A 24,287-nucleotide genomic window follows, 5' to 3' on the forward strand; every position below is an offset into this window, starting at 1 on the left:
GTTACCCCGTTGTTAGTTTTTCGTCGTCGTTGATAAATCCTATCCAACATTCCAATCCCCAACATTGATTATTCCTCCTCATGTGGCCGTCCCACAGTTTTTAACTGTCCTTCAACTTCAAATTTTTTGATCTTTAACTCAAAATGCTGTCCGAGATAAAATTTTCTGGCCATCTCGTTTGATGCTATTTCCTGCGGAGTTCCCGAAAGCATTATTTTACCTTCCGTCAGTAAATAAGCTCTGTCTGTAATAGACAAAGTTTCGTTTACGTTATGGTCTGTAATAAGAATACCAATATTTCTATGTTTCAGCCTCGCAACAATGGTTTGAATTTCTTCTACCGCTATTGGGTCAACTCCAGCAAATGGCTCATCTAATAAAATAAATTTTGGATCTGCTGCCAGAGCTCTTGCTATTTCGGTCCTTCTACGCTCACCACCAGATAACAAATCTCCTCTATTCTTTCTTACTTTATGTAAGCTAAATTCATCTATTAACTGTTCCAGCTTGTCTTTTTGCTCTGCTTTAGTAAGTTTAGTCATTTCTAAGACAGCCATAATATTTTCTTCGACAGTAAGCTTTCTAAAAACAGATGCTTCCTGAGCCAGATAACCTATTCCTTTTTGCGCCCTACGATACATCGGATCTTCGGTAATCTCCAAATCCTCCAGATAAACATGCCCTTCATTAGGTTTTATCAAACCAACAATCATATAAAAAGACGTTGTTTTTCCGGCACCATTTGGTCCTAATAAACCAACAATCTCTCCCTGCGACACATGAAATGAAACATTGTTTACTACGGTACGCTGTTTATATTTCTTTACAAGGTTTTCTGCTCTTAACTTCATAAAACTGTTAATAGGTTTTTATTCCTTTAATGTTCAATTGGATACTACGTCTGTCTTTCCAGACATTTTCTTCTATGGTATAACAAATATCAAATGGTGTTCCTCTATTGATTTGTTCCAGGTAATCTCCCAAACCAAAACCAATACATTCGAAAACCGAACTGTCCTTCTGCCTTACACTCATCTTTAAATGGTTGTTTCCAACAATAGAACCATAGCCATAAGAATATACTTCCCTTGTCATAAAAATGGGAACCATATTTTGAGGCCCAAATGGAGCAAACTGATTCAGTATCCTGAAAAACTTAGGAGTTATATCTGAAAGACCTATACATTTTTCAACACTGATCTGTTGTACCAACATTTCTTCTGTGATACTCGACGCTACTACTGTTTCAAACCGTTCGATAAATTTATTTACATTTTCCGGTTTCATTGTCAGCCCAGCGGCATATTTATGCCCGCCAAACTGCTCCAGCAGATCACTGCACTCGCAAAGCGCTTCGTATAAATCGTATCCCAAAACAGAGCGGGCAGAACCAGCTACATGCCCGTTAGAATCTGTTAAAACAACGGTTGGTTTATAGTATTTTTCTGTCAAACGACTCGCAACAATACCTATCACTCCTTTATGCCAGTTTTTATCGTAAACGACTGTCGATTTTCTGCCGATCATTTCCGGCGAACTGCCTATCATATTCAAAGCTTGTTCGGTAATATTGGTATCGTATTCTTTACGCTCGGTATTTTTTAAATTGATAATAAAACCAGCATCTTCCGCCAGTTGGGTTGACGAAGCAATTAGAAGTCTTACGGAATGTTTCGCGTCATCTATCCTTCCTGCTGCATTAATCCTCGGACCAATTGAGAAAACAATATCGGAAATAGTAAATCTATCTGTCTTACCGGATAGTTCTATCAGAGCTTTCAGTCCGTTACATGGATTATTGTTCAGTTTTTGTAAGCCATAATAGGCTAGAACCCTATTTTCACCAGTAATAGGAACAATATCAGACGCTATACTTACAGCAACCAAATCTAAATATTCGCAAACTTTTTCAAATGGGACATCATTTTTCTCTGCATATGCCTGAGCCAATTTAAATCCTAATCCACAACCAGAAAGCTCTTTGTAAGGATAATTACAGTCGAGTCTTTTAGGATCAAGTACCGCTACGGCAGCCGGAATTTCCTCTCCCGGTAAATGGTGATCGCAGATAATAAAATCAATCCCTTTACTTTTTGCATACTCTACTTTATCTACTGCTTTTATCCCACAGTCTAACGCTATAATTAGAGAAACGTCATTATCAGCGGCAAAATCGATACCCTGAGAAGATATACCATAGCCTTCAATATATCTGTCGGGGATATAATAACTTATATTCGGATAAATTTCTTTAAAAAAAGAATACACCAAAGCCACAGAAGTAGTACCATCTACATCATAATCTCCATAAACAAGAATATTTTCATTTTCTCTTATAGCTTCTTCTATTCTTGCAACTGCCTCTTCCATTCCGTTCATTAAAAACGGATCATGCAAATGCTGTAATTCGGGACGAAAAAATGCTTTCGCTTCAGAAAAAGAAGTTATTCCCCTGTTGTAAAGCATATGGGCAAGAATATCGCTAATATTCAACTCTTGTGCAAGTTTGTCAACTGCTTCAAAATTTGTTATTAAGTGCTCTGCCCACCTTTTTTCCATATATTTGCATTGTGTAACCCAGTAAATATACAATAATCAATGGCATGATTACAACAAGAAATGCAAGCTATTGATATATGGGCAATTATAATTTTTAAGACTTTGGAACTACATACACTTGGCGAAGGGTCTTACTCGGTAGACTCTTCCAAAAAATTTATTCCCTTTAACCCGGACGTTGACAAAACCAGCGACAGGCCAGGATCGTTATTTATACATGTCAATCCTTTTCTGATAAAAACTGATAAAGAATTATTGGTTTTAGATACCGGACTTGGAATGAACAATAAAGATGGGAACTTAATTATTCATGAAAATATTAAAGCTGCAGGATACACTCCAGAAGATGTAACTAAGGTGCTAATGAGTCATCTTCATTATGATCATAGTGGAGGAATGGTGTGGAATAAGAACGGAAAATTGGAACCCTCATTCCCCAACGCAGAATACATAATAAATGCTCAGGAATGGGAACATGCCTACTCTGCAAATTCCAGATCTTACAGAACAGAAATATTTGATGTTATACAACGCTCGGGGCAAATTATACTAATAGAAGGTAGCGGTATTTTAACTGACGAAATAAGTTATGAATTAACCGGCGGACATTCAGAATTCCATCAGGTCTTTCATATCCTTTCTGGTGGCGAACATTACTTTTTTGGTGGAGATATCCTTCCTGAACCAGAGCAATTGATTAGAAATTTCGTCGCGAAATATGATTTCGATGGTAAATTGGCAAAAGATTTAAGAACAGAATACGGAAAAAAAGCTGCGGCAGAAAACTGGATCTGTTTATATTATCATTCTAAAGGAAAAACTGCAAGTCGTGTTAGTGGTGATGAGCATGGATTTAAAATCGAACCTGTTTAAAGTATTTAGATTTATTATTTAAACGTTGCCTTTAAACTACAAATTATATTTTCCTGAAATGCAGAAGTTCTGCTATTTCAGGAAGTGTATTTCATTCCAGCCTAAAAGGGAACAAATAAATTTCAAAACTGTACCTAATATCCCAGATTGCTGTAAATTTCCTTTATTTTATCTGTTGTAAGCGGTTTTGATATAAATTTCCGAACGGTAGAATAAGTCTGCGACTTTGTTATGTCATCGTTATAAACAGAAGAAGAGAGCATATTGATATGTATATCTTTTCCCATTCGATCTTTTATTTTATCAAAAGCATCCAAAAATTGCCAGCCGTTCATAACAGGCATATTAATATCTAAAAGAATAATATCCGGGAGTTTTTCTGTGTTTCCGATATTACTTTCTAAAAAATCCATTCCCTCTTTTCCGTTTAAACAAGTAGAGACAACAGCAGGTGGCTCAATTCTATCTATAAGCTTAGTGGCAATGAAATTATTGATTTCATCATCATCGATAATCAATATCTTTAAGGTTTCGTTCGACATTCCACTGGCTTTTACGATAGTAATCTTTAAAAGTTATTTCTAAATACAATTTGCTATTCATTCTTTATTCAACTTACTGCCTCATATAATTTAAAAAGCAGCTATAACATTTTCACATTTAAGTCTTCGAAAAAGAACAAATATCACTAAAATTAATTTTAACTCTAAAAAATTTTTTTTATAAAAATTAAATTATTAATTAGCTGTTCTAAGATAGTAAAATCATTCAATCTAAAAAAGTATCAACATTTTATATACCAAAAAAGTTTATTTGAATTATTTTCTAGAGGTGACAAGGATTAAATCTTCTAGCGTGTCTTTAAGACGTTGAACAGAGATATGGATTTTATTTACAATATCATTGTTTGCTTCCTTATCAATACAATCAACATCGTAAAAATCCATCAGACTTTCCAGGTTTACAATCGGTGCCCGGATATTATGAGAGGTTATATATGCAAATTTCTCAAGTTCAGAATTAGTTGTTTCTAATTCTTTTGAAAGTTCATCTAAATGTTCTTCTTTCTGCTTTATTTCAGAAATATCTATTAACATCCCAGTATATATCAGCGGTGAATTTTCGTCATCAAATTTTCTGGCTTTAATGGTTAGCAGTTTCCATTGAAAAGTTTCCCCTATTTTTATTCTAATTTCCTCTCTGAAATTTTCTGGCAGTAAATCGACAAACATATCTAACTTGTCCTGATCTTCTGTATGCAGTGCATTTTTGAATTGGTAAATCGAAGTATAGCTATCGATATCATCATTATACCCTAAAAAAGAAAAAGAATTAGATAGACGGTTCCAATCCCAGAGTAAGATACCCGCATTATTCAATATTAGCCTTAGACTTTCTTCGTTAAACCTGCTCTTCGTATCCATTTCCATAACCTTTTGTTGTTCTCGAACGAGATTATGTTTTATAAAAACGCTTCTGATAAAAAAGAATAAAGCAACTACCAGCAATAAGCCTATCAAATAAACAGAAACTTTAGCATACATAAATACTTTATTTTCAGGAAAATAAAGTAAATCCTCTGTACTTTTATGTACCGTCGTTATTCCCAGTTGAGAGAAACGTTTTAAAATAAACTCCCATCTGCCTTTATTCATATGCCCAATCTCAACCAAATTAGGGCGTATCAGCTTTTCCATCACCAAAAACTCTTTTCTGAGCATTTGTCTGTCTATCCCGCGTTCCTTAACTCCTGGCAATTTTAGAATATAGTCAATTATTTCATCTGGATGTTCCAATGCATATTCCCACCCTCTTAATGATGCTCGTTTAAATTTCTCTGTCCTTTCCGGATAATCTCTGGTTTCGCTTTCTGACGTAAAAAGAACGTCTCCATAAAAATCCACACCATAATCTGATGGATCGATTTGTATTGGCTTATATCCTTCTTTTTCGTATTTAAAAGGTTCAAACGCTTTATATACGATTAAAGCAGCTATGGTAGAATCTTTAAAAAAGCGATCAATATTTAAGGGAACAACTGCAATAGAATCTTGAGGAATACCTTCATTTTGAAGTAGAGACTTTAAGATTATACTTCCCATTTCTGCTGCCATAATCTTCTTGCCAGATAAATCTGTAGGTTTGGAAACTCCTCTGCCTTCCAAAGAAAGGATAGAATACGGGGAATGCTGAAAGATACAGGCGAGAACCTTAACAGGCTTTCCCTGCATATATGATAACAAAACATCACTACCGAACACGCCATATTGGGCCTCACCAGAAAGGACAATATCCACAGATGAATGCCCTGGAGTATATTCCTGAATTTTAACTTTTAGATTTTCATTTTCATAAAAACCTTTTTTCTGTGCAGCATAATATCCAGCGAATTGGAATTGATGTTTCCACCTTAACTGTAAGTTTACCGTATCTCCCTGCCCATAACTTGATTGCACTAAAATTAAAATTAATGAAGCTACTACAAAGACAATTTTACGATACGAGGCCATTTAACGATTTTATTGGCCTAAACTATCCAAAAAAAACAAATTTTACAATCTGATAAAACGCAAAAGGCCCACCAATAGTGAGCCTTTTATTTATTTTCTAGGGACTTAACTATTTTTTTGCTACAATATTAATATTTAGCTCAAAATCGTTGTCGATTGCTTTATCGCCTAAGCTGTCAAAAAAGCTATTAGAACCGTATTTTATATCATATTTCGTTCTGTCAACTTTAACATTTTTTGCAACAGCAGTAAGAACACCATTGTTTAATGTTACAGTTGCTGGGAAAGAAATCTCATTAGTAATGTCTTTAATCGTTAATTTTCCAACAACAGTTTGTGTACCGTTTACTACTTTACCCAATTTAGTAATTACAAATTTTGCTGTAGGGAATTTATCAGCAGCAAAAAAGTCTTCACTTTTAAGATGTCCTTCCAATTTTGTCGCCCATTCTCCTTGTACATCTAATGCTTTTATAGAAGTGGTGTTAATAGCGAAGTTTCCTCCTTTTAATCCACCATTGTAATTTAAAACACCAGAAGATAATTTCACTACTCCGTTATGAGCTCCGGTTACTTTACGACCAATCCATTCTATTGAAGATTTTTCCGTATCTACTTTGTAAGATTGTGCTTTTGCTGTAAATACTGTAAATACAGCAACTAAAGCTATTAGTAATACTTTTTTGTTCATATCTTAATTATGTGGCACAAACATAAAAACAAGAATTAGATGTTACAACATATATTTACAATTCTAGATTCTATTTACAATCTATTGACAGTTAAAGTTCCTTTAGAAAAGCTATTGTAAACGTTGTACCTACACCTAATTCACTGTTTACAAATAATTTACCAGACAAAGACTCGACCTGAGATTTCACCAGGAACAGACCAATTCCTTTCCCTTGTATACTAGGTTCAAAACGTTGATATAGCTCAAAAAGTCGCTGACCGTTCTTTTTCAAATCCATTCCAATTCCATTATCCGACACTTTGAGATATACATAACGGTCATCTTCATATGTTGATATGTGTATAGTTAATTTCCTTTCTTTATCCCGATACTTAATAGCATTGGTAAGCATGTTTAAAAAAATACTTTCCAGGTAGCTTCTTGTATATTTAAAATCCTGAGTTTTAAAATCCAAAATAATTGAAGGATTTATTCGCTCTATTTCAAGATTTATTGATCGGCAGATGTCCTCAAAAACACATTTGAAATTTACCGTATCCAATTTGGGTAAATCTTTTCTGGAATTTGAAACAATTTCTATCAGGTCATTTAAGGTATCATTTAGCTTCGTTACAGACGCATCCAGTTTTTCAAAAATCTGAACATTATTTTCTGTTAACTCCTTCTTTTCGAACATTGACATAAGCGCTACAATATTAACCACCGGAGCCCTTAAATTATGTGATGTAATATAAGCGAACTTCTTAAGCTCTTTATTACTATGCATAAGCTCTTCGGATAATTGTAGAAGTGAAGACTCCTGCTTTTTAATATTATCTATATTTACAACAACGCCATATAGCTTTCTGCCCTTTTTTACTTCTGTTTTAATTACTCGGAAAGAAATCAATACATGTATTTCATCACCATTACTATTCAATAGTCTAAGCTGATGCATGCTTAGTCTTCTGATACCCGCAAAATTTGTTTTTAGCGATTTTTTTAATATCGGAATATCTTGCGGATGTATAAAATCAAAAATATTTTTACGGATAGGCAGACTAAAAAAGTCTAGGCCTAATAAGAAGCACCATTGCTTACTTATCGTAAATTCTTGTGTGTATACATCCCATTCCCACAAGCCAATATTAGCTCCTTTTATAGCGAGTTTTAGCTTAAGTTCATTCTGTCTGGCGATTTCCTCAGCTATCTTTCTATTTTCAACTTCGTCCTTTAATTCCTTTGTTTTTTTATTTACGATCTTCACTAATCTCCTGTTCCAAATAAAAATTACAGAAAATAATGCAGCAACAAAAACAGCTATTAGTATTATTGTATAACTAATCTTTTCCCAATTTATCTCCTTTTTCTCAAAAACTAATCCATCTATAGATGCCGAAGCAGGTACAATCTTTAGCTCTTTGTACATGTCCAGCATATTCTGAAATCTTCCGGTATTGATATGGCCTATCTCTACCAGATTCGAATAAATAAGGTTCTCGGTTTCGTTTGCCTCAAACTCAAGATGCTCGCGGGTAATATTTCTTTCCTTTACTCCCGGTAGTCCAAGAATGTAGGTAATCATCTCTTCTTTATGAGCTAGTGCATATTCCCAACCTTTTATACTTGCTCTGTTAAATGCTTCGACTACATCCGCGTTATTTTCAGCATACCTTTTAGAAGTAAAGATCAAATCTCCATAAAAATCTAATCCGTAATCCCGAGGGCTTATTAAATAGACTTCATAACCCTTTTTTTTTAACTGAAAAGGTTCCACAGTCGAGTAGGCGGATATAGCATCTACCTTTTCATCGATCAGATCCTGATTATTCCAAGAATGTTTCATGAGTTTTATAGAATCTGGAGGGATACCTTCGCGAAAAAACAACGAACGTAAAAGAAACCATCCCTGATCGCCGGAGGCCATTACCTTTCTCTTGTATAAATTTAAAGGACTTCTGATTCCCGACTTTTTCAGTGTCATAAAAGTATACGGAGAATGTTGAAATATTACCGAAGTAACAACTACGGGACTTCCCTCGATATAGTTATATAAAATATCAGAACCAGTAATACCAAAGTCTGCATGTCCCTGAGTTACTTCACGCAATACAGATTTTTGGTCTCCCCCTTCAATAAAATGAACATCTAACCCCTCCTTTTCATAAAACTTCTTTATATGAGCCGCATAATAACCCGCAAACTGGAATTGATGATACCATTTTAATTGTAAGTTTATCCGCTCTTGTGGTTGGGCGGCAACATAAAAACAAGTAGAAATAATTATAAAACAGGTAAAAACAAATTGGATTAGATTTCTCATACATGCACTCAGTACAATGCAATGTACATAATCCATTCAACAAATTCTAGTGGGGGGGGAATTGGATTTAAAGAGTTAACACAAAAGATTCTAGCAAACCTTTTGTGTTAACATTAATTATCGACCTTATGGAATTTTAGGAAGAAGCATATTCTTCTATAGGAGGACAGGAGCAAATTAAAGTTCTGTCTCCATGAGTTTCATTAACTCTACCTACAGACGGCCAGAATTTATTGTTTGAGACATATTCTAAAGGAAATGCAGCCACAGATCTGGAATATCCTTTACTCCAATTATCGTCTGTTACAACAGCAGCTGTGTGAGGTGCATTTTTTAGCGGATTATCTATTTTATCCAAAACACCGCTTTCAATCTGAGCGATTTCCTCCCTTATGGCAATCATAGCATCGCAAAAACGATCTAATTCCGCTTTCGGTTCAGACTCGGTCGGTTCTACCATTACAGTACCTGCGACAGGGAAAGATACAGTTGGTGCATGGAAACCGTAATCCATTAAACGTTTAGCTATATCTGCCACTTCTATACCAAATGACTTGAATTCCCTGCAGTCTAAAATCATCTCATGAGCGCAACGACCATTGACCCCAGAATAAAGAACCGGATAATATTGTTCTAACCGAGCCTTAATATAGTTTGCATTTAATATTGCATGTCTGGTTGCATTAGTTAACCCTTCTTCACCCATCATAGCAATATATGCATGAGAAATTAATAGGATTGAAGCAGAACCAAATGGTGCTGCCGAAACTGCATGAATAGATTTTTGCTCAGCGATATCAACCACGGCATGTCCTGGTAAATAAGGAACTAAATGCTTCGCTACTCCGATAGGTCCCATTCCCGGCCCACCTCCTCCATGCGGAATACAAAATGTTTTGTGCAGATTTAGGTGACAAACGTCCGCTCCAATAGATGCTGGAGAAGTTAGCCCAACCTGTGCATTCATATTTGCTCCATCCATATAAACCTGTCCGCCATTATCGTGGATAATTTGACAAACTTCTATAATAGATTCTTCGAAAACACCGTGTGTAGAAGGGTAAGTTACCATTAAGCAACTTAAATCCTCTTTATGTTCCTGAGCTTTAGCTCTCAAATCCTCAACGTCAATGTTTCCTCTCTCGTCACATTTTACCACTACAATTTTCATCCCCGCCATTGCCGCAGACGCTGGATTTGTACCATGAGCGGACGAAGGGATTAAAGCAACATTTCTATGCCCTTCGCCTCTGTCCAAATGATAAGCGCGTATTACCATTAGCCCTGCATATTCTCCTTGTGCCCCGGCATTTGGCTGCAGGCTCATTTTTGCAAAACCAGTTATTTCACTCAACCAGTTATTTAATTCATCTATAATCTCCATATATCCGCCAGTCTGATCGATTGGAGCGAATGGATGCAGGTTACTAAACTCTGGCCATGTAATCGCTACCATTTCTGTAGTTGCGTTTAGTTTCATTGTACAAGAACCTAAAGCAATCATAGAATGGCATAGCGAAAGATCTTTGGCTTCCAACGATTTGATATAACGCAACATTTCATGTTCCGAATGATATCTATTGAAAACGGGATGTGTTAAAAAAGCAGATGTTCTTTGTTGATCTTGGGCGATAGTTGTTTCAATGTCTTCTAGTAAAGCATCAAAATCAATATCGTTTAAAGTCTTCGCTTTTACCTTTGCAAAAAATCTGACAATAGTTTTAACATCTTCTACCGAAGTAGTTTCATCTATAGAAATGGTAATGATTTCATGCTTATAATTTAAATTAACCTCGTTGTTTAACGCCTCTCCATGTAATGGGCCTGCTAAAGGTCCTACATTAAATTTCAGTGTATCAAAATAAGAAGTATTTTCCTGCTGATAACCCAACTCTGTTAACGCATTAGAAGTTAAAACTGCTAATGCATGAATTCTGTTCGCTATTTTGGTTAAACCTTGTGGACCATGGTATTGTGCATACATTCCAGCCATAATAGCCAATAAAGCTTGCGCTGTACAGATATTCGAAGTGGCTTTATCTCTTCTGATATGTTGCTCTCTGGTTTGAAGAGCCATTCTTAGGGCGTAATTCCCGGCAGAATCTATAGTAACACCTATAATTCTTCCCGGCATAGATCTTTTATAAGCTTCCTTTGTGGCGAAATAGGCGGCATGTGGTCCACCAAATCCCATTGGAATACCAAATCTTTGTGTTGTGCCTACAACAATATCTGCTCCCCATTCAGCTGGTGGAGTCAACAAAGTTAAACTCATCAAATCAGCTACAACGGTTAATTTGATGTTTTGATCATGAGCCTTCTGTGCAAATTCACGATAATCATAAACCTGTCCTTCTCCGGCAGGATATTGAACTATCGCCCCAAAAACATTATCTCCCAATTCAACAGTTTCATGGTCACCAATAAGCAATTTGATACCGTAAGGTTGCGATCTGGTTTTTAAAACATCAATAGTTTGAGGAAATAATTCCTGCGAAACGAAAAACGTATCGGCAGCAGAATTTTTTCTCAAGCTATATTGCATAAACATAGCTTCAGCCGCTGCAGTAGCTTCATCCAACAAAGAAGCATTGGCTATTTCCATCCCCGTTAAATCCGAAACCATAGTTTGAAAATTTAACAGCGCTTGTAAACGGCCCTGAGCTATCTCTGCCTGATAGGGTGTATATTGCGTATACCATCCTGGATTTTCCAGAACATTTCTCTGGATTACTCCCGGAACAATGACATTATAATAGCCCTGTCCTATATATGACTTAAAAACTTTATTTTTTGATGATGTTTGTTTTAATGCGTTCAAATATTCAAACTCACCTTTTGCCTTTGGCAAATTAAGTCTTTTCTTTAACCTGATATTTTCAGGCACTGTCTGGTTAATTAATTCGTCAACTGAATTTACACCAATTACAGAAAGTATTTCTTGGGTATCAGATTCGTTAGTAGCTATGTGTCTTGTAGAAAACAGCTCTTGATAGCCTGCGTTGAGTTTCATTGAATATTTGAATTTTGCCGCAAAAATAGCTAAAATATAGAGCTTTTAATAGCAGGCAAAAGTAAAAATAACAACACATAAAAAAGAAAAATGCGTTTCGATTTCAAGAACCGGAACGCATTCAAAATTATAATTCGAAAAAGCTTCTTCAAGCTTATCCATCCATCAAGTTTCTTTTAAAAAATCAGAATAAAAAGTTATTAATGTAATTGCTTTAAATACTGTTGAATTGTATTCTCCAGCCCAAGATATAAAGCATCGCAGATTAAAGCATGACCAATGCTCACTTCCAATAAACCTTCTATGTTTTGCGAGAAGTATTTCAGATTATCCAAATCCAAATCGTGTCCGGCATTTATTCCCAGTCCTAACTTATTTGCCAACCTTGCCGATTCCACATACGGCGAAATTGCTTCTTCCCTGTCTGTTTTAAATCCCACGGCATAAGCTTCGGTATACAGTTCAATTCTATCTGTACCCGTTGTTTTAGCGGCTTCAACCATTTCCAAAACTGGGTCCACAAATATTGAAACCCGAATACCCTGTTCTTTAAACACACCGATAATATCCTGAAGGTAAGATTGATTTTTTACTGTATCCCAACCATGATTAGAGGTAATTTGTCCTAGCGCATCCGGAACCAATGTTACCTGATCGGGTTTATTATCTAAAACCAATTTAACAAATTTTTCTTCCTGACAATTCCCTTCTATATTGAACTCTGTCCTGATATTTTTTTTAATATCATAAACATCGCTATACCTGATATGTCGCTCATCTGGCCGAGGGTGGACCGTAATACCCTCCGCCCCAAATCGTTCACAATCCAAAGCAACTTTTAAAACATCGGGATTATTTCCCCCTCTTGAATTTCTAAGCGTTGCGATTTTATTGATATTAACCGATAGTTTTGTCATGGTAAACGATTTACATTAAATATTAGTTCCTATAAAATAAAGGATAGCCAGCCAGATTAACCCTTTGATAAGAAAAAACAAAAATCCTATTAAACCGATCCTTTTCAGCCAGGTAACAAGCTTTGATTTTCCTCCTCCATTCAGATTTTCTGACATCACTCCCTTTTTAGAAATGCTAATTTAAGCAAAATTAGCTTCCTTTAAGAATCATTATAAATAAGAGAAGGTAAGCTAATTAGCTGAATTACCATATCAGACTTGTTTAGAAAACACTATCCAACAAAAGGAAAAAATTTAGGAAAACAATTCCCCTTCGTTGATAAATTGTTCTTTCTTTTATAAGATGGAGTTTCATAAAGAAGAATAAAAATGCTATATATTGCTTTCTAACCAATAATAGCATGTCTTTTAAATTCCTTGGTTCTGTCAAATAAATACCTGTAGGTATGATGGGTTTTATAAATCTTACCTCCTATTTGTTCGGCTACATTCATCATCTTCGGATTAAAATCGCCAATCCAATTCATCTGAAAATCTTCATATGCAACCTGTTTTCTGTCCAGTAATACTTCTGCTGCCGCAACAATCATTGCTGCTTCAACGCCCTTCTTCTGATGTTCAGGGGCAATACCAAATACAATTCCGTACATGGTTTTATTACTCCTCTTCCATTTATGGTACAAGAACTTCAGCTTACCAATCAAATCCAACTTTCCATTAACATATTTAAAAAGTTGATTCAATTCCGGAATGTTTACGTAGAATCCTACGCACTCTCCTTTATAGTAAGCATACCAAACAATTTTCTCATCTAAAACCGGCTTCAGTTGATTCATGATTACTTTAGCTTGTGCAGGGGTCATTTCTTTAACCCCCATATGCTTAACCCAGGCTTTATTGTACACCGTCCTGAAATCTTCGATATATTTCGGCAGGTTCTTTATACGCATATGTTCAAAAGTGTAATCCGGGTTTTGCAATATACGCTGTGCCTTTTCCATATAGGTATCCGACAAAGCCCAGCTCAAGTGCCGGTAATATGTATATTGCTTAAAGAACACTTCAAAACCGTATTCCTCAAAAAAAGTCTGATAGTATTTCGGGTTATAATTACAGCAATAACAAGGCGGATAAAAACCATCTACTAATAATCCCCACCACTTATCCCTGTCCCCAAAATTAATAGGACCGTCCATGGCCTCCATTCCCTTCTTTGACAACCACTCTTTTGCGGTATCCAACAACTTAAAAGCGGCCTCTTTATTTTCTATGCACTCGAAAAAACCAACTCCACCAGTTGGTTGCTCAAAGCTTTTTAAAGTCTTTCGATTTATAAATGCTGCTATCCTGCCTATAACTTCGCCCTGATCATCTTTTAATATCCATCTTACACATTCTCCGTGTCTGAAGTATTTGTTTTTTTCCTGATCGAAAACAAACTCAATATCTTTATCTAAAGGCCTGATATAATTAGGGTCATTTTTATAAATTGACAACGGAAATAACAAAAACTCTTTAGCTGTATTTTTATCTAAAACTTGCTGTAAATACATTGACTATTATTAAAAACAACAAATAACGATTCTTAAACCCTATTTGTTATTGATTCTTAAAATATAATTAATAAGTGCTTAAGGCCCCTTTTGTTTTTCTTTATTTATTTTCCTACTTTTTTAGACCCCGAAATTCTATAACGCAGAATAAACGATTGTTGGTTATCCATCGCATTGTCTACAAAATGGAAAGACAATTTTAACCTTCCCTCCAAGTTGTTTGTCAGAAGCGGAACCCAGCCAATATCTAATCTGTTATAAAGTTTAGAAGTGTAGAACGAATCTCCTAGGAGCAAATGATGTCCTTGCCCCGAGTAAAATCTATTTTCTACAAAGAAACGCTTATAACATGCTTCCAGGTTTGCTACAAAACCTTTTGGCACCAGGATATTGGTTAAACTTCTCACCCTTTCAAAAGAAAACACGGGGCCTGCGGATAGAGTTAAGCTATCTAAAAAGCCAACATTTTTTAGGCCAATACCCAGATTTGTTATAGAACCGGCATTATCTTCCAGAAATTCGTTGGCCGGATTTTCAGAAAAAGCTTTGTGATACATGTATCCATAGTGATTGATGAAAAACTTCCCTAAAGTCAATCTCGCATCCAATCCTACTAAAAAAGCTTCTCTGGTTACTTTTGATTGTTTTCCTACCCAATCGATCCACAAAGAACCTGCAAACCTATCACTCTTATACTTTAAAAGCATCCCTTCTATATTAGGTTTATAGTAATCTAAAGTATCATTCAATAGCAACCTTGGATAGTCTTTAAGATGAGGATATCGGGGAAATGAACCTATGTAGAAGTCTAATTTATTATACTGATATTCATAATAAATGGTTGGTAAAATGCTTCCCACAAATTTACTACTATCCCCATACTCTTTTAATGCATTCAGTCCAAAACGTATTCGATGAGTAGAATCTATAAATAATCCGGTTTCAGCGGCAAGCCTTGATCCCAAAATGGTTTGCGAGTTCCGGCCTGACTTTACATATTCTCTATTATCTACAAAACCATGAAATCGTAATTCTCCTTCAAGTTGAGTCTGTGCAAATACGCTTGTAATTAAAAATAAACTTAACAGTAAGGAGTATATAAACTTCATCAGTTATCTTCAATTTTATTGAGGACCTAATGTAAAAAGAAAACCTCTGAACTTTTATAAATTCAGAGGTTTTTTATCATTTTTCGGAGTTTAATATTATACCCCTAATAATAATCTGGCAGGATCTTCCAATAATTGCTTAACTCTTACCAGAAATCCAACAGATTCCCTACCGTCAATAATTCTATGATCGTAAGATAAAGCGATATACATCATCGGTCTGATAACCACTTGTCCATTCTCTGCAACCGGTCTTTCGACAATGTTGTGCATTCCTAATATTGCAGATTGAGGAGCGTTAATAATCGGAGTAGACATCATTGATCCAAAAACTCCACCGTTTGTAATTGTAAAATTACCCCCGGTCATTTCCTCGATACTCAATTTATTTTCTCTTGCTTTTACAGCTAAATTGATGACTTCTTTTTCAATTCCGGCTAAAGAAAGTTTATCTGCATTTCTGATTATTGGAACTACTAAACCTTTTGGAGCAGAAACAGCAATAGAAATATCAGCGAAATTACTGTACACAATTTCATCACCATCTATTCTGGCACCAACAGCCGGAAAATCTTTTAAAGCTTCTGTTACAGCTTTTGTAAAGAAAGACATAAAGCCTAAACCTACGCCATGTTTTTCTTTAAACTGATCTTTATATTTCTTTCTCAATTCCATTACCGGCGCCATGTTTACTTCATTAAATGTAGTTAACATAGCTGTCTCATTCTTCACACTCACCAAACGTTTCGCAATGGTTTTTCTTAAAGAAGTCATTTTTTCGCGACGCTCGGATCTATCGCCAGTAGCTGAAACGCTAACAGGAGACGCAGCTGGAGCAGACTTTTGCGGAGCCGCCGCCGGAGCTGTAGCTTTATTTGCATCGTCTTTTGTTATTCTTCCGCCAACTCCTGTTCCGGAGACAGCTTGTGGATTGATTCCTTTTTCTGCCAATATTTTAGCAGCTGCAGGTGATGGAGTTTTGTCTGCATAATTAGATTTTGAGGAACTTTCAGCTGCTTTCGGCACCTCTTGCGCAGGAGGAGTAGCTTTAGGAGCAGCTGCTCCGCTTGAAGATATCGTTGCTACAATAGCTCCAATCTCTAAAGTATCACCTTCTTTTGCAACAGTAGATAAAATTCCTGCTGCCTCTGCGGGAAGTTCAAATGTAGCTTTATCTGATTCTAGCTCTGCTATTACCTCGTCCATTTCTACAGCTTCACCGTCAGCTTTTAACCATTTGGTAAGCGTAACTTCAGTGATAGACTCTCCTACTGCAGGTACTTTAATATCTACTGTTTTTGCTTCTCCAACAGGTTCATTTGTTGTTGGTTCTTCAGATTCAGCTGCTTTAGGAGTTTCTGCAGAAGCTTTTGCTTCTCCAGACGAATCTATTTTTGCTACTACAGCACCAATTTCTAATGTATCGCCTTCTTTAGCAACAGTTGTTAATGTCCCTTCGCTTTCAGCAGTAAGTTCAAATGTAGCTTTATCCGATTCAAGCTCTGCAATTACCTCATCCATTTCTACATGATCACCATCGTTTTTTATCCATTTAGATAAAATTACTTCGGTGATAGACTCGCCAACTGCAGGTACTTTTATTTCTAAGCTCATATATAACGCCTTTATGTAATGTGATTATACTATTTTGTTTTAGCTTTTTTGCTATCTGTTATTTTATCCCCTTCTAAGTTAAACACTTTAGAAATGATTTCGTTTTGCTCTGCCACGTGTTGTTTCGCAAATCCAGTTGCCGGGCTACTGCTCGCTCTTCTGGAAATTACTTCAAAATCAAAATTTGATTTTCTGAAAACACGACAAATAAATGGCCAAGGTCCATTGTTTTCTGGTTCCTCTTGTACCCAGTAGAACTCGGCATTTTTATATTTTTCACGAATTGCGTTCAATTGCTCGAACGGAGTAGGGTAAATTTGCTCCAACCTAACCAAAGCAACATCTTTCCTGTTGTTTTTTTCCTGTTCTTCCAATAGATCATAATAGATTTTTCCTGAACAGATTGCAACTCGTTTTACATCTTTAGCGGTTACATTCACATCATCAATAACTTCCCTGAATTTTCCTTTTGTAAAATCATCCAGAGATGATACACATTTTGGATTTCTTAATAATGATTTAGGCGAGAAGTTGACTAATGGTTTACGGAAATCTCTCTTCAACTGTCTGCGTAATGCATGAAACAACTGTGCCGGAGTTGAGCAGTAAACTATTTGCATATTATCCTCTGCACAAAGTTCCAAAAAGCGCTCGATCCTAGCGGATGAGTGTTCCGGGCCTTGCCCTTCATAACCATGTGGCAACAACATTACCAGACCATTTCCTCTTTGCCATTTTGTTTCGGCAGAAGAAATATACTGGTCGATAACAATTTGTGCCCCGTTAGCAAAATCTCCAAATTGTGCTTCCCAGATAGTCAGAGAATAAGGATTAGCCATAGCATATCCGTATTCAAAACCTAAGACACCGTATTCTGATAAATGAGAATTGTATATTTCAAATGGTCCCTGACCTTCTCTAACATGATGCAATGGTGTATATTGCTCTTCTGATTCTTCTACACGAATTACCGCGTGTCTATGAGAAAACGTTCCTCTTTCAACATCCTGACCAGAAATTCTAACTCTTCTACCTTCGTTAACCAAAGTTCCATAAGCCATCAACTCGCCCATTGCCCAGTCGAATGATTTATTCTCAATCATTTTCTTTCTGTCGGAGAATAAGCGGTCTACTTTAGAAAGGAATTTCTTATCAGAAGGCAGGGTTGTAATTTTATTCGCAATCTGTACGAACGTCTTTTCGTCAACGCTGGTATCCGGAGAATTAACTAAATCTTTAGCTGTAGATATTCTCAAATCGCTCCAGGCACCAGAATAAGTTGGATTTTCAGGAGCTCCCGGATCTTCTTTAGACTCGTTTAAACGCTCTTGCAGTAATTCTCTAAACTCCTTATCCATTTGTTTTGCCAGATTAGCGTCTACTGCCCCCTGTGCTTTCAATTTATCTACATAAATCTCTCTTGGATTTGGATGTTTTTCAATTTTCTTATATAACAAAGGCTGTGTGAAACGTGGCTCATCAGATTCGTTATGACCATATCTTCTATAGCAAAGAATATCAATAAATACATCGTTATGGAAACGCTGACGATACTCTACAGCCATATTAATTGCGTAAACCAGTGCTTCAACATCATCTCCATTAACATGGAATACCGGAGACAACGTTACTTTTGCAATATCTGTACAATAGGTTGAAGACCTTGCATCTTTGTAGTTTGTAGTAAATCCTATTTGATTATTGATTACCAAATGGATTGTTCCGCCTGTTTTATAGGCATCCAATTTAGACATCTGTAACACTTCGTAAACCAATCCCTGACCAGCTACAGAAGCATCACCATGAATAACGATAGGCGCGATTCTATTGTAATCTCTACCGTATTTCATATCGATTTTCGATCTGGTAATACCTTCAACTACCGCTGCTACGGTCTCTAAATGCGAAGGGTTTGGACAAAGGCTTAAGTGTACTTTTTTATTAGATGAAGTTTCTACATCTGTAGAAAAACCTAAATGATATTTAACGTCTCCACCGAAAGGCAGATCTTTATTATATTTTCCTTCAAATTCCGAGAATACATCTTTATAGGTTTTCCCCATAATGTTTGTTAAAACGTTCAAACGACCACGGTGTGCCATACCTATAGTAAACTCTTCTATACCTAACTCGGCTCCTTTTTCGATAACCGAATCCAAAGCAGGAATCAATGCTTCAGCTCCCTCCAAAGAGAATCTTTTTTGCCCTAAAAACTTAGTACCTAAAAAGCTCTCGAAAACAACAGCCTGATTTAATTTCTGAAGAATTCTCTTTTTCTTCTCGATATCAAACTGAGGTTTATTTCGAGAAAGTTCTATACGTTCTTCAAACCACTTAAATTTAAGTGGATTACGCATATATTTATATTCTACGCCGATAGATTCGCAATAAGTCTCGTTTAGTAACTGATAAATATCACGAAGTTTGGCAGGTCCTAAACCGATTTCGACACCAGCATTGAATACTGTATCTAAGTCTGCATCGCTTAAACCGAATGTTTCTAATTCTTTACCCGGATAATATTTTCTTCTTTCTCTAACCGGATTGGTTTTTGTAAACAAGTGACCTCTGGTTCTAAAACCATCGATCATATTTAAAACGTTAATTTCTTTTAAAACGTGGTCTGGTGTTGCTCCTGAAATAACTGGCTGAGGTACTGAACCATCAGCATCTGATTGCAAACCAAAATCAAAGCCTTCAAAAAACTTTTGCCATCCAAAATCTACTGATTGCGGATTTTCTTTATACGATTGATAGAGCGAGTCTATATATGCGGAATCTGCGTTACTTAAATATGACAAATTATCCATGCCTATTTTTATCTATTTGGGTTTGGCAAAAGTATTAATTACGTTTGGAAACCACCAATTTAATATGTTAAAATAGTATATTTTCAGGTGCTTTTAGTGTAATTTTACAAAGTATTAGGTTTTTGTACCTTTTGTTGACAAAATAACACTTAATTTGGTTTGAAAATGTAGAGCCGTTATTTGCTGCACCTGACGCAAGCTGTTATTTCTAGTAACAAAACCGTTACCCATGAAATTAGATTAATTCTTCATAAAAAGGCTTATCATCAGACCGTACAACTTCCCATTACAACGTTCAGTACTTTACACTAACCCCCATACCATAGTACATTTTATGGGGTTGAAAATACTCCCCACTAATATCCCATAAATTTTTAGCTAAAAAATAGCCCTGGAATTTCGTGGTAAAGTTATATCCTAAAAAAGCATGCTGTAATTGTATCTGGTTTTCTTTTTTTACAGATAGAATTGGAATTTGTGCTGATAAATAATCCTTTATATCCGCATTTAGCAAGTAACTAAAATCAAGTCCAAACGATATGTTATTATACTGCATTCTATTGTTCCAGCCACCAGCTTTAGTAGTTCCACTTTCGACTACTTGATTTCCAAGAACTAAAACATCAGCTTCTTGTTTCAACAAGTTAAATACAATATTTGAACGCCATAGGAAATCATTTATTTTCAACTGACCTGTAGATAATGAAAAAGTATATAAATTTGCTATTGCTGTTCCATAATTTATAATCGTATTCTCTCCATGAGAAAACATGTCAGACAAAACAGTCTTTCTGGATTTATTCCAATTGAAATTAAGACCCCAATTTTCATAACCCAACAATGCTCCTACCTGATAGCTCTCCAACGGTTTTATATTTAAGTCAGGATTTATAAAAATGGGCTGCTGTACACCATTATTTACAGAATAAAACTGCACTGGCGCATTATATCTCGCATCTGCCTCGCTTAATTTTCTTATTTTTCCATACGATGTATTAATCTGTAGCTTTACTTTATCTGTAGGTTTTAAAAAATTAAAATCTATTCCTACAAAAGGGAATGCTTTCTTTACATCTGCTCCATGATAATTATTGAAATCCAGTACCAGTCCAGAATGTAGACTAACTAGTCTGGTATAATTAATTTCTAGTTGTGGAGTTAAAAAATAATTGTTTATTTTAAATTCTGAAGTTTCTAATGCTAAAAGTCCTGAAGCTGATTTTTGTTCCAGTTGTTGTTTATTATTTATTCTGCCATATTCAAAATCTATAGCTGGTCGCAATTCTAAATCACCAATTTTCCTAGAATAGGATAACTGATCTCTCAAATAAAATACAGAAAAATGGTTTTCAAAAAAATGATTGATTCCTGCTCCAAAGTTTGCTGTTTCTGATACACTTTCAGCATTGGTACTTAGCCAATTTTTCCCTAACTGTAATGTATTTGTTAAACCTATAGAAGAAGTATAATTCAGGTCTGCACCAGTTTGAAAAAGTCTCGTTTTTTTACTACTCCTTAAGGTATAACCTATATTTGAAATTTCATCATATACAACTTTATCAGGACTATATCCAGTATATAATCTTATACCAAAATTCCTATCTAGCTTCTCATCCCAAGAAACATTAAACCTTAATCTATCTGCTGGTGTTATGAAGAACGCAGCCCTTGTCGTCTTTGCATCAGGATTTTTATCTTTCTGATAATTTGCTGCAATACTTAAACCTCCCCTTGAGGTTTGCTTTGATGCTGATAAATAATATTGCTGATAAAACGCAATATCATTTTCATCATTTTCAAAACGATTTCGATATTGATTAGTTACCGGGTTATAAATACTTGTAAAATAGTTATACTTTTCTTTTTTATATCGCTGTATAGCCATTTGCACCTCGCCACGTACTTCCCACCCGTCTCCGTTTGGATGAGTTCTTTTAGTGGTTATTAACATAACCGGTCTTTTATCAGTATTTCCATTTAAGGCCAAAGCAGATGCGTTCTGAATAAGGCTTACTTCTTCTATATCAAAAATGCTGAAACCGCTAATATTTTGTCTTATAGAACCATCTATAATATAAACAGGGGGTTCATTTTCGTTTAACAGGTAACCAAAAAAATAATTATTTAAAACGGAAGTCAAATTGTGAGAAGGTATTTTCTCTAAGTCGCTTGCTTTAACAGTTCTTACAATAGTGAAATTCTTATTAAGCGACAATCGCCCTAAATCTATTCGTATAGAATCTTGAGCATATACTCCGTATGAAGAAAAAACCAAAAACGTGAAGAAAAATATATATTTTACCATAATTTTTATCGTAAATATATATTGTATGATTATATTACTAAAAATAAAAGTAAAATAAACATTTGTTTTCTCTACTAAAGCGTACTATCTACAGATATACTTTAGTTTACTTTAACACTAATAAAATTCCGTAAGTTCCGATAACCAAACTTTGATATAATCGCCTTTTGGATCTGAATCTTTTATCTGTTTGTCTAAGTTGAATGCCGGATTTACTTCTTTCTGTGGTGTTCCTATGCCTGCAAAAAGTGCCCAATTTCCCCAATTACTTGCAGTCGCATAATCTATCAGCATTTCTTCGAAATAGGCAGCTCCATAAAACCACGGCAATTCCAATTCGCTAATAAGATATGCTGCAACTGTTTGGCGGCCTTTGTAAGCCATGGTTCCCCTATGCTTTAATTCCAGCATATTTGCATCAACCAGATCAATCCCTGTTTCGCCATTTTTCCATTTCTCGAATAAAACCTGTTGCTCCGCGTTTAATGACATTGGCTGGGCTATATCTACAAAATAGGCAGTGCTATGCTTTTTGAACATAAAACGGAAAAAGTCTCTAAATAACAATTCATTAAATAATAAATTGATATTATCTGTACCTCCTTTTTCATGTTCATATCGCTTTAATTCCCAATATACTTTTCTAGGGGAAATACATCCCAAAGATAACCATGGTGAAAGTTGTGAATTGTTGTTAAATCCTGTCAACAGGTTTCTTTTGGCTTTATATTCTTTTAACAGATCTTTTTCCCATAAATATTCATTTAGTCGGTTCAATCCGGAAGATTCGCCCCCTTTTATTGACGCATCTAATTGTTCAGATCGTTCAAAGCCAAGATCTTCCAGAGCAGGGACTTCTGAACTGGCTAAACTATCGGGTACCGAGATTTGACCAGGTGTTTCGAACGGATCTCTTATTTCTCCTTCCCGTTCAACCTTCTTTCTAAACTTTGCAAATAAATCGGGGATATCTTTTATGGGAAATGGCAGATCTTCTTTATGATATAATGTATGGCCTATAAAATGCTTTAGATTAACCTGAGATTTCCAAAGTGCATCTTCTACCGCCGATGAGATATCTGTCTCTTCGGAAGCCACTTCTCTGTGATGATAAACTTCATCCACATGATATTCTTTAATCAGTTGAGGCAAAACTTCTTCTGGTTTTCCTTTCACCACTAACAAATCGCCACCTAGAGCTTTTAATGACTTTTTCAAATCAGTGACACTGTCTATGATGAACTGCGCTCTTAGTTTACCTGTTTTTTTTGTTCCGTAAGAAGTATCTGTATAATATCTTGGGTCGAAAATATAAACCGGAACTATTTCGGTGCTTTTAAGCGTCGCCTCTATCAATATTTCATTATCGTGAATGCGCAAATCATTCCTAAACCAAACTAATATTGTTCTACTCGCCATACTACTAATGAAATGGGGATTCTACTATGATTTGCAATTTGGCTATAATTTTTACTATTTAGACAAAATAAAAACAATTTTTACCTGAAACAAACATTCCTATTCATGGATGGATTCGTTGAACGATAGACGATGAACGATATTTTAGTATTTTTGTAATATGGAAAATAAAATTGCTGTTTTTAGAAGAGAACAATTCAATGCAGCCCATAGACTAAACAATCCGGAATGGTCCGAAGCTGAAAATCAAAGAGTGTTCGGAAAATGTAATAATCCGAACTTTCATGGACACAATTATATTTTGGAGTTAAAAGTGGTAGGAGTTCCTGATCCTAAAACCGGATATGTTTTAGACATGAAAATTTTATCGGATATTATTCAGCAGGAGGTTATCAAAAAATTTGATCATAGAAACTTAAACCTGGATACCGAAGAATTTAAAACTTTAAACCCTACCGCCGAAAATATCGCTATTGTCATTTGGAACCTGGTAAGACCAAGAATAGACGAGAAGCTTGATCTTTTTGTCAGACTTTACGAAACGGAAAGAAATTTTGTAGAATATCCTGTAAAATAAGAAAGATCCAAAAACTGGATCTTTCTTATTTT

The 24,287-nt window shown here is 35.5% G+C and carries 16 protein-coding genes; 2 read left to right on the top strand and 14 right to left on the bottom strand.

Annotation, left to right across the window (positions count from 1 at the left end; genetic code table 11):
- Positions 1-68 precede the first annotated feature (68 nt).
- Positions 69-851: an LPS export ABC transporter ATP-binding protein gene (lptB, locus tag PEDSA_RS11890; RefSeq protein ID WP_013633400.1), complete on the bottom strand. Its 783-nt coding sequence runs from the start codon at positions 849-851 to the stop codon at positions 69-71.
- A 7-nt stretch (positions 852-858) separates the two neighbouring features.
- On the bottom strand, positions 859-2,559 hold the full coding sequence (gene recJ / locus PEDSA_RS11895) for a single-stranded-DNA-specific exonuclease RecJ (protein WP_041537059.1): 1,701 nt from the start codon (positions 2,557-2,559) through the stop codon (positions 859-861).
- Between the two features lie 60 nt (positions 2,560-2,619).
- On the opposite strand from recJ, the gene PEDSA_RS11900 reads away from it, so the two are divergent.
- Positions 2,620-3,432, top strand: a complete 813-nt coding sequence (locus PEDSA_RS11900) for an MBL fold metallo-hydrolase (protein ID WP_013633402.1) — start codon at positions 2,620-2,622, stop codon at positions 3,430-3,432.
- 134 nt (positions 3,433-3,566) lie between these two features.
- On the opposite strand, the gene PEDSA_RS11905 is transcribed toward PEDSA_RS11900, so the two are convergent.
- The 12 genes from PEDSA_RS11905 to PEDSA_RS11960 form a co-directional block, all read right to left on the bottom strand.
- The gene (locus tag PEDSA_RS11905) at positions 3,567-3,974 is read right to left on the bottom strand and encodes a response regulator (protein WP_013633403.1); all 408 of its coding nucleotides are present in this window, start codon (positions 3,972-3,974) and stop codon (positions 3,567-3,569) included.
- Between the two features lie 276 nt (positions 3,975-4,250).
- Positions 4,251-5,942 (bottom strand): ABC transporter substrate-binding protein, encoded by a 1,692-nt coding sequence (locus PEDSA_RS11910; protein ID WP_013633404.1) that lies wholly within the window; start codon positions 5,940-5,942, stop codon positions 4,251-4,253.
- Positions 5,943-6,051: 109 nt separating this feature from the next.
- Positions 6,052-6,633, bottom strand: coding sequence for a YceI family protein (locus PEDSA_RS11915; RefSeq protein ID WP_013633405.1), 582 nt, complete (start codon positions 6,631-6,633; stop codon positions 6,052-6,054).
- A 91-nt stretch (positions 6,634-6,724) separates the two neighbouring features.
- Complete coding sequence (locus PEDSA_RS11920; RefSeq protein WP_041537060.1) at positions 6,725-8,938, bottom strand: ABC transporter substrate-binding protein; 2,214 nt, start codon at positions 8,936-8,938, stop codon at positions 6,725-6,727.
- Positions 8,939-9,074: 136 nt separating this feature from the next.
- Positions 9,075-11,951 (bottom strand): aminomethyl-transferring glycine dehydrogenase, encoded by a 2,877-nt coding sequence (gene gcvP, locus PEDSA_RS11925; RefSeq protein ID WP_013633407.1) that lies wholly within the window; start codon positions 11,949-11,951, stop codon positions 9,075-9,077.
- A gap of 200 nt (positions 11,952-12,151) precedes the next feature.
- Positions 12,152-12,868, bottom strand: a complete 717-nt coding sequence (locus PEDSA_RS11930) for a pyridoxine 5'-phosphate synthase (RefSeq protein ID WP_013633409.1) — start codon at positions 12,866-12,868, stop codon at positions 12,152-12,154.
- A 386-nt stretch (positions 12,869-13,254) separates the two neighbouring features.
- Positions 13,255-14,421, bottom strand: coding sequence for a hypothetical protein (locus tag PEDSA_RS11935; protein WP_013633411.1), 1,167 nt, complete (start codon positions 14,419-14,421; stop codon positions 13,255-13,257).
- Between the two features lie 104 nt (positions 14,422-14,525).
- The gene (locus PEDSA_RS11940; protein ID WP_013633412.1) at positions 14,526-15,530 is read right to left on the bottom strand and encodes a hypothetical protein; all 1,005 of its coding nucleotides are present in this window, start codon (positions 15,528-15,530) and stop codon (positions 14,526-14,528) included.
- A 96-nt stretch (positions 15,531-15,626) separates the two neighbouring features.
- Positions 15,627-17,144 (bottom strand): 2-oxoglutarate dehydrogenase complex dihydrolipoyllysine-residue succinyltransferase, encoded by a 1,518-nt coding sequence (gene odhB, locus PEDSA_RS11945; protein WP_013633413.1) that lies wholly within the window; start codon positions 17,142-17,144, stop codon positions 15,627-15,629.
- Positions 17,145-17,173: 29 nt separating this feature from the next.
- Positions 17,174-19,954 (bottom strand): 2-oxoglutarate dehydrogenase E1 component, encoded by a 2,781-nt coding sequence (locus tag PEDSA_RS11950; RefSeq protein ID WP_013633414.1) that lies wholly within the window; start codon positions 19,952-19,954, stop codon positions 17,174-17,176.
- 295 nt (positions 19,955-20,249) lie between these two features.
- The gene (locus PEDSA_RS11955; RefSeq protein ID WP_013633415.1) at positions 20,250-22,259 is read right to left on the bottom strand and encodes a TonB-dependent receptor; all 2,010 of its coding nucleotides are present in this window, start codon (positions 22,257-22,259) and stop codon (positions 20,250-20,252) included.
- Between the two features lie 117 nt (positions 22,260-22,376).
- Entirely contained in the window at positions 22,377-23,678 is a 1,302-nt protein-coding gene (locus PEDSA_RS11960) for a DASH family cryptochrome (RefSeq protein WP_013633416.1), read from the bottom strand.
- A 160-nt stretch (positions 23,679-23,838) separates the two neighbouring features.
- On the opposite strand from PEDSA_RS11960, the gene PEDSA_RS11965 reads away from it, so the two are divergent.
- Positions 23,839-24,255, top strand: a complete 417-nt coding sequence (locus tag PEDSA_RS11965; protein WP_013633417.1) for a 6-pyruvoyl trahydropterin synthase family protein — start codon at positions 23,839-23,841, stop codon at positions 24,253-24,255.
- Positions 24,256-24,287: the final 32 nt, after the last annotated feature.

This window comes from Pseudopedobacter saltans DSM 12145, assembly GCF_000190735.1.
In the GTDB taxonomy this organism is placed as follows: Bacteria; Bacteroidota; Bacteroidia; order Sphingobacteriales; family Sphingobacteriaceae; genus Pseudopedobacter; species Pseudopedobacter saltans.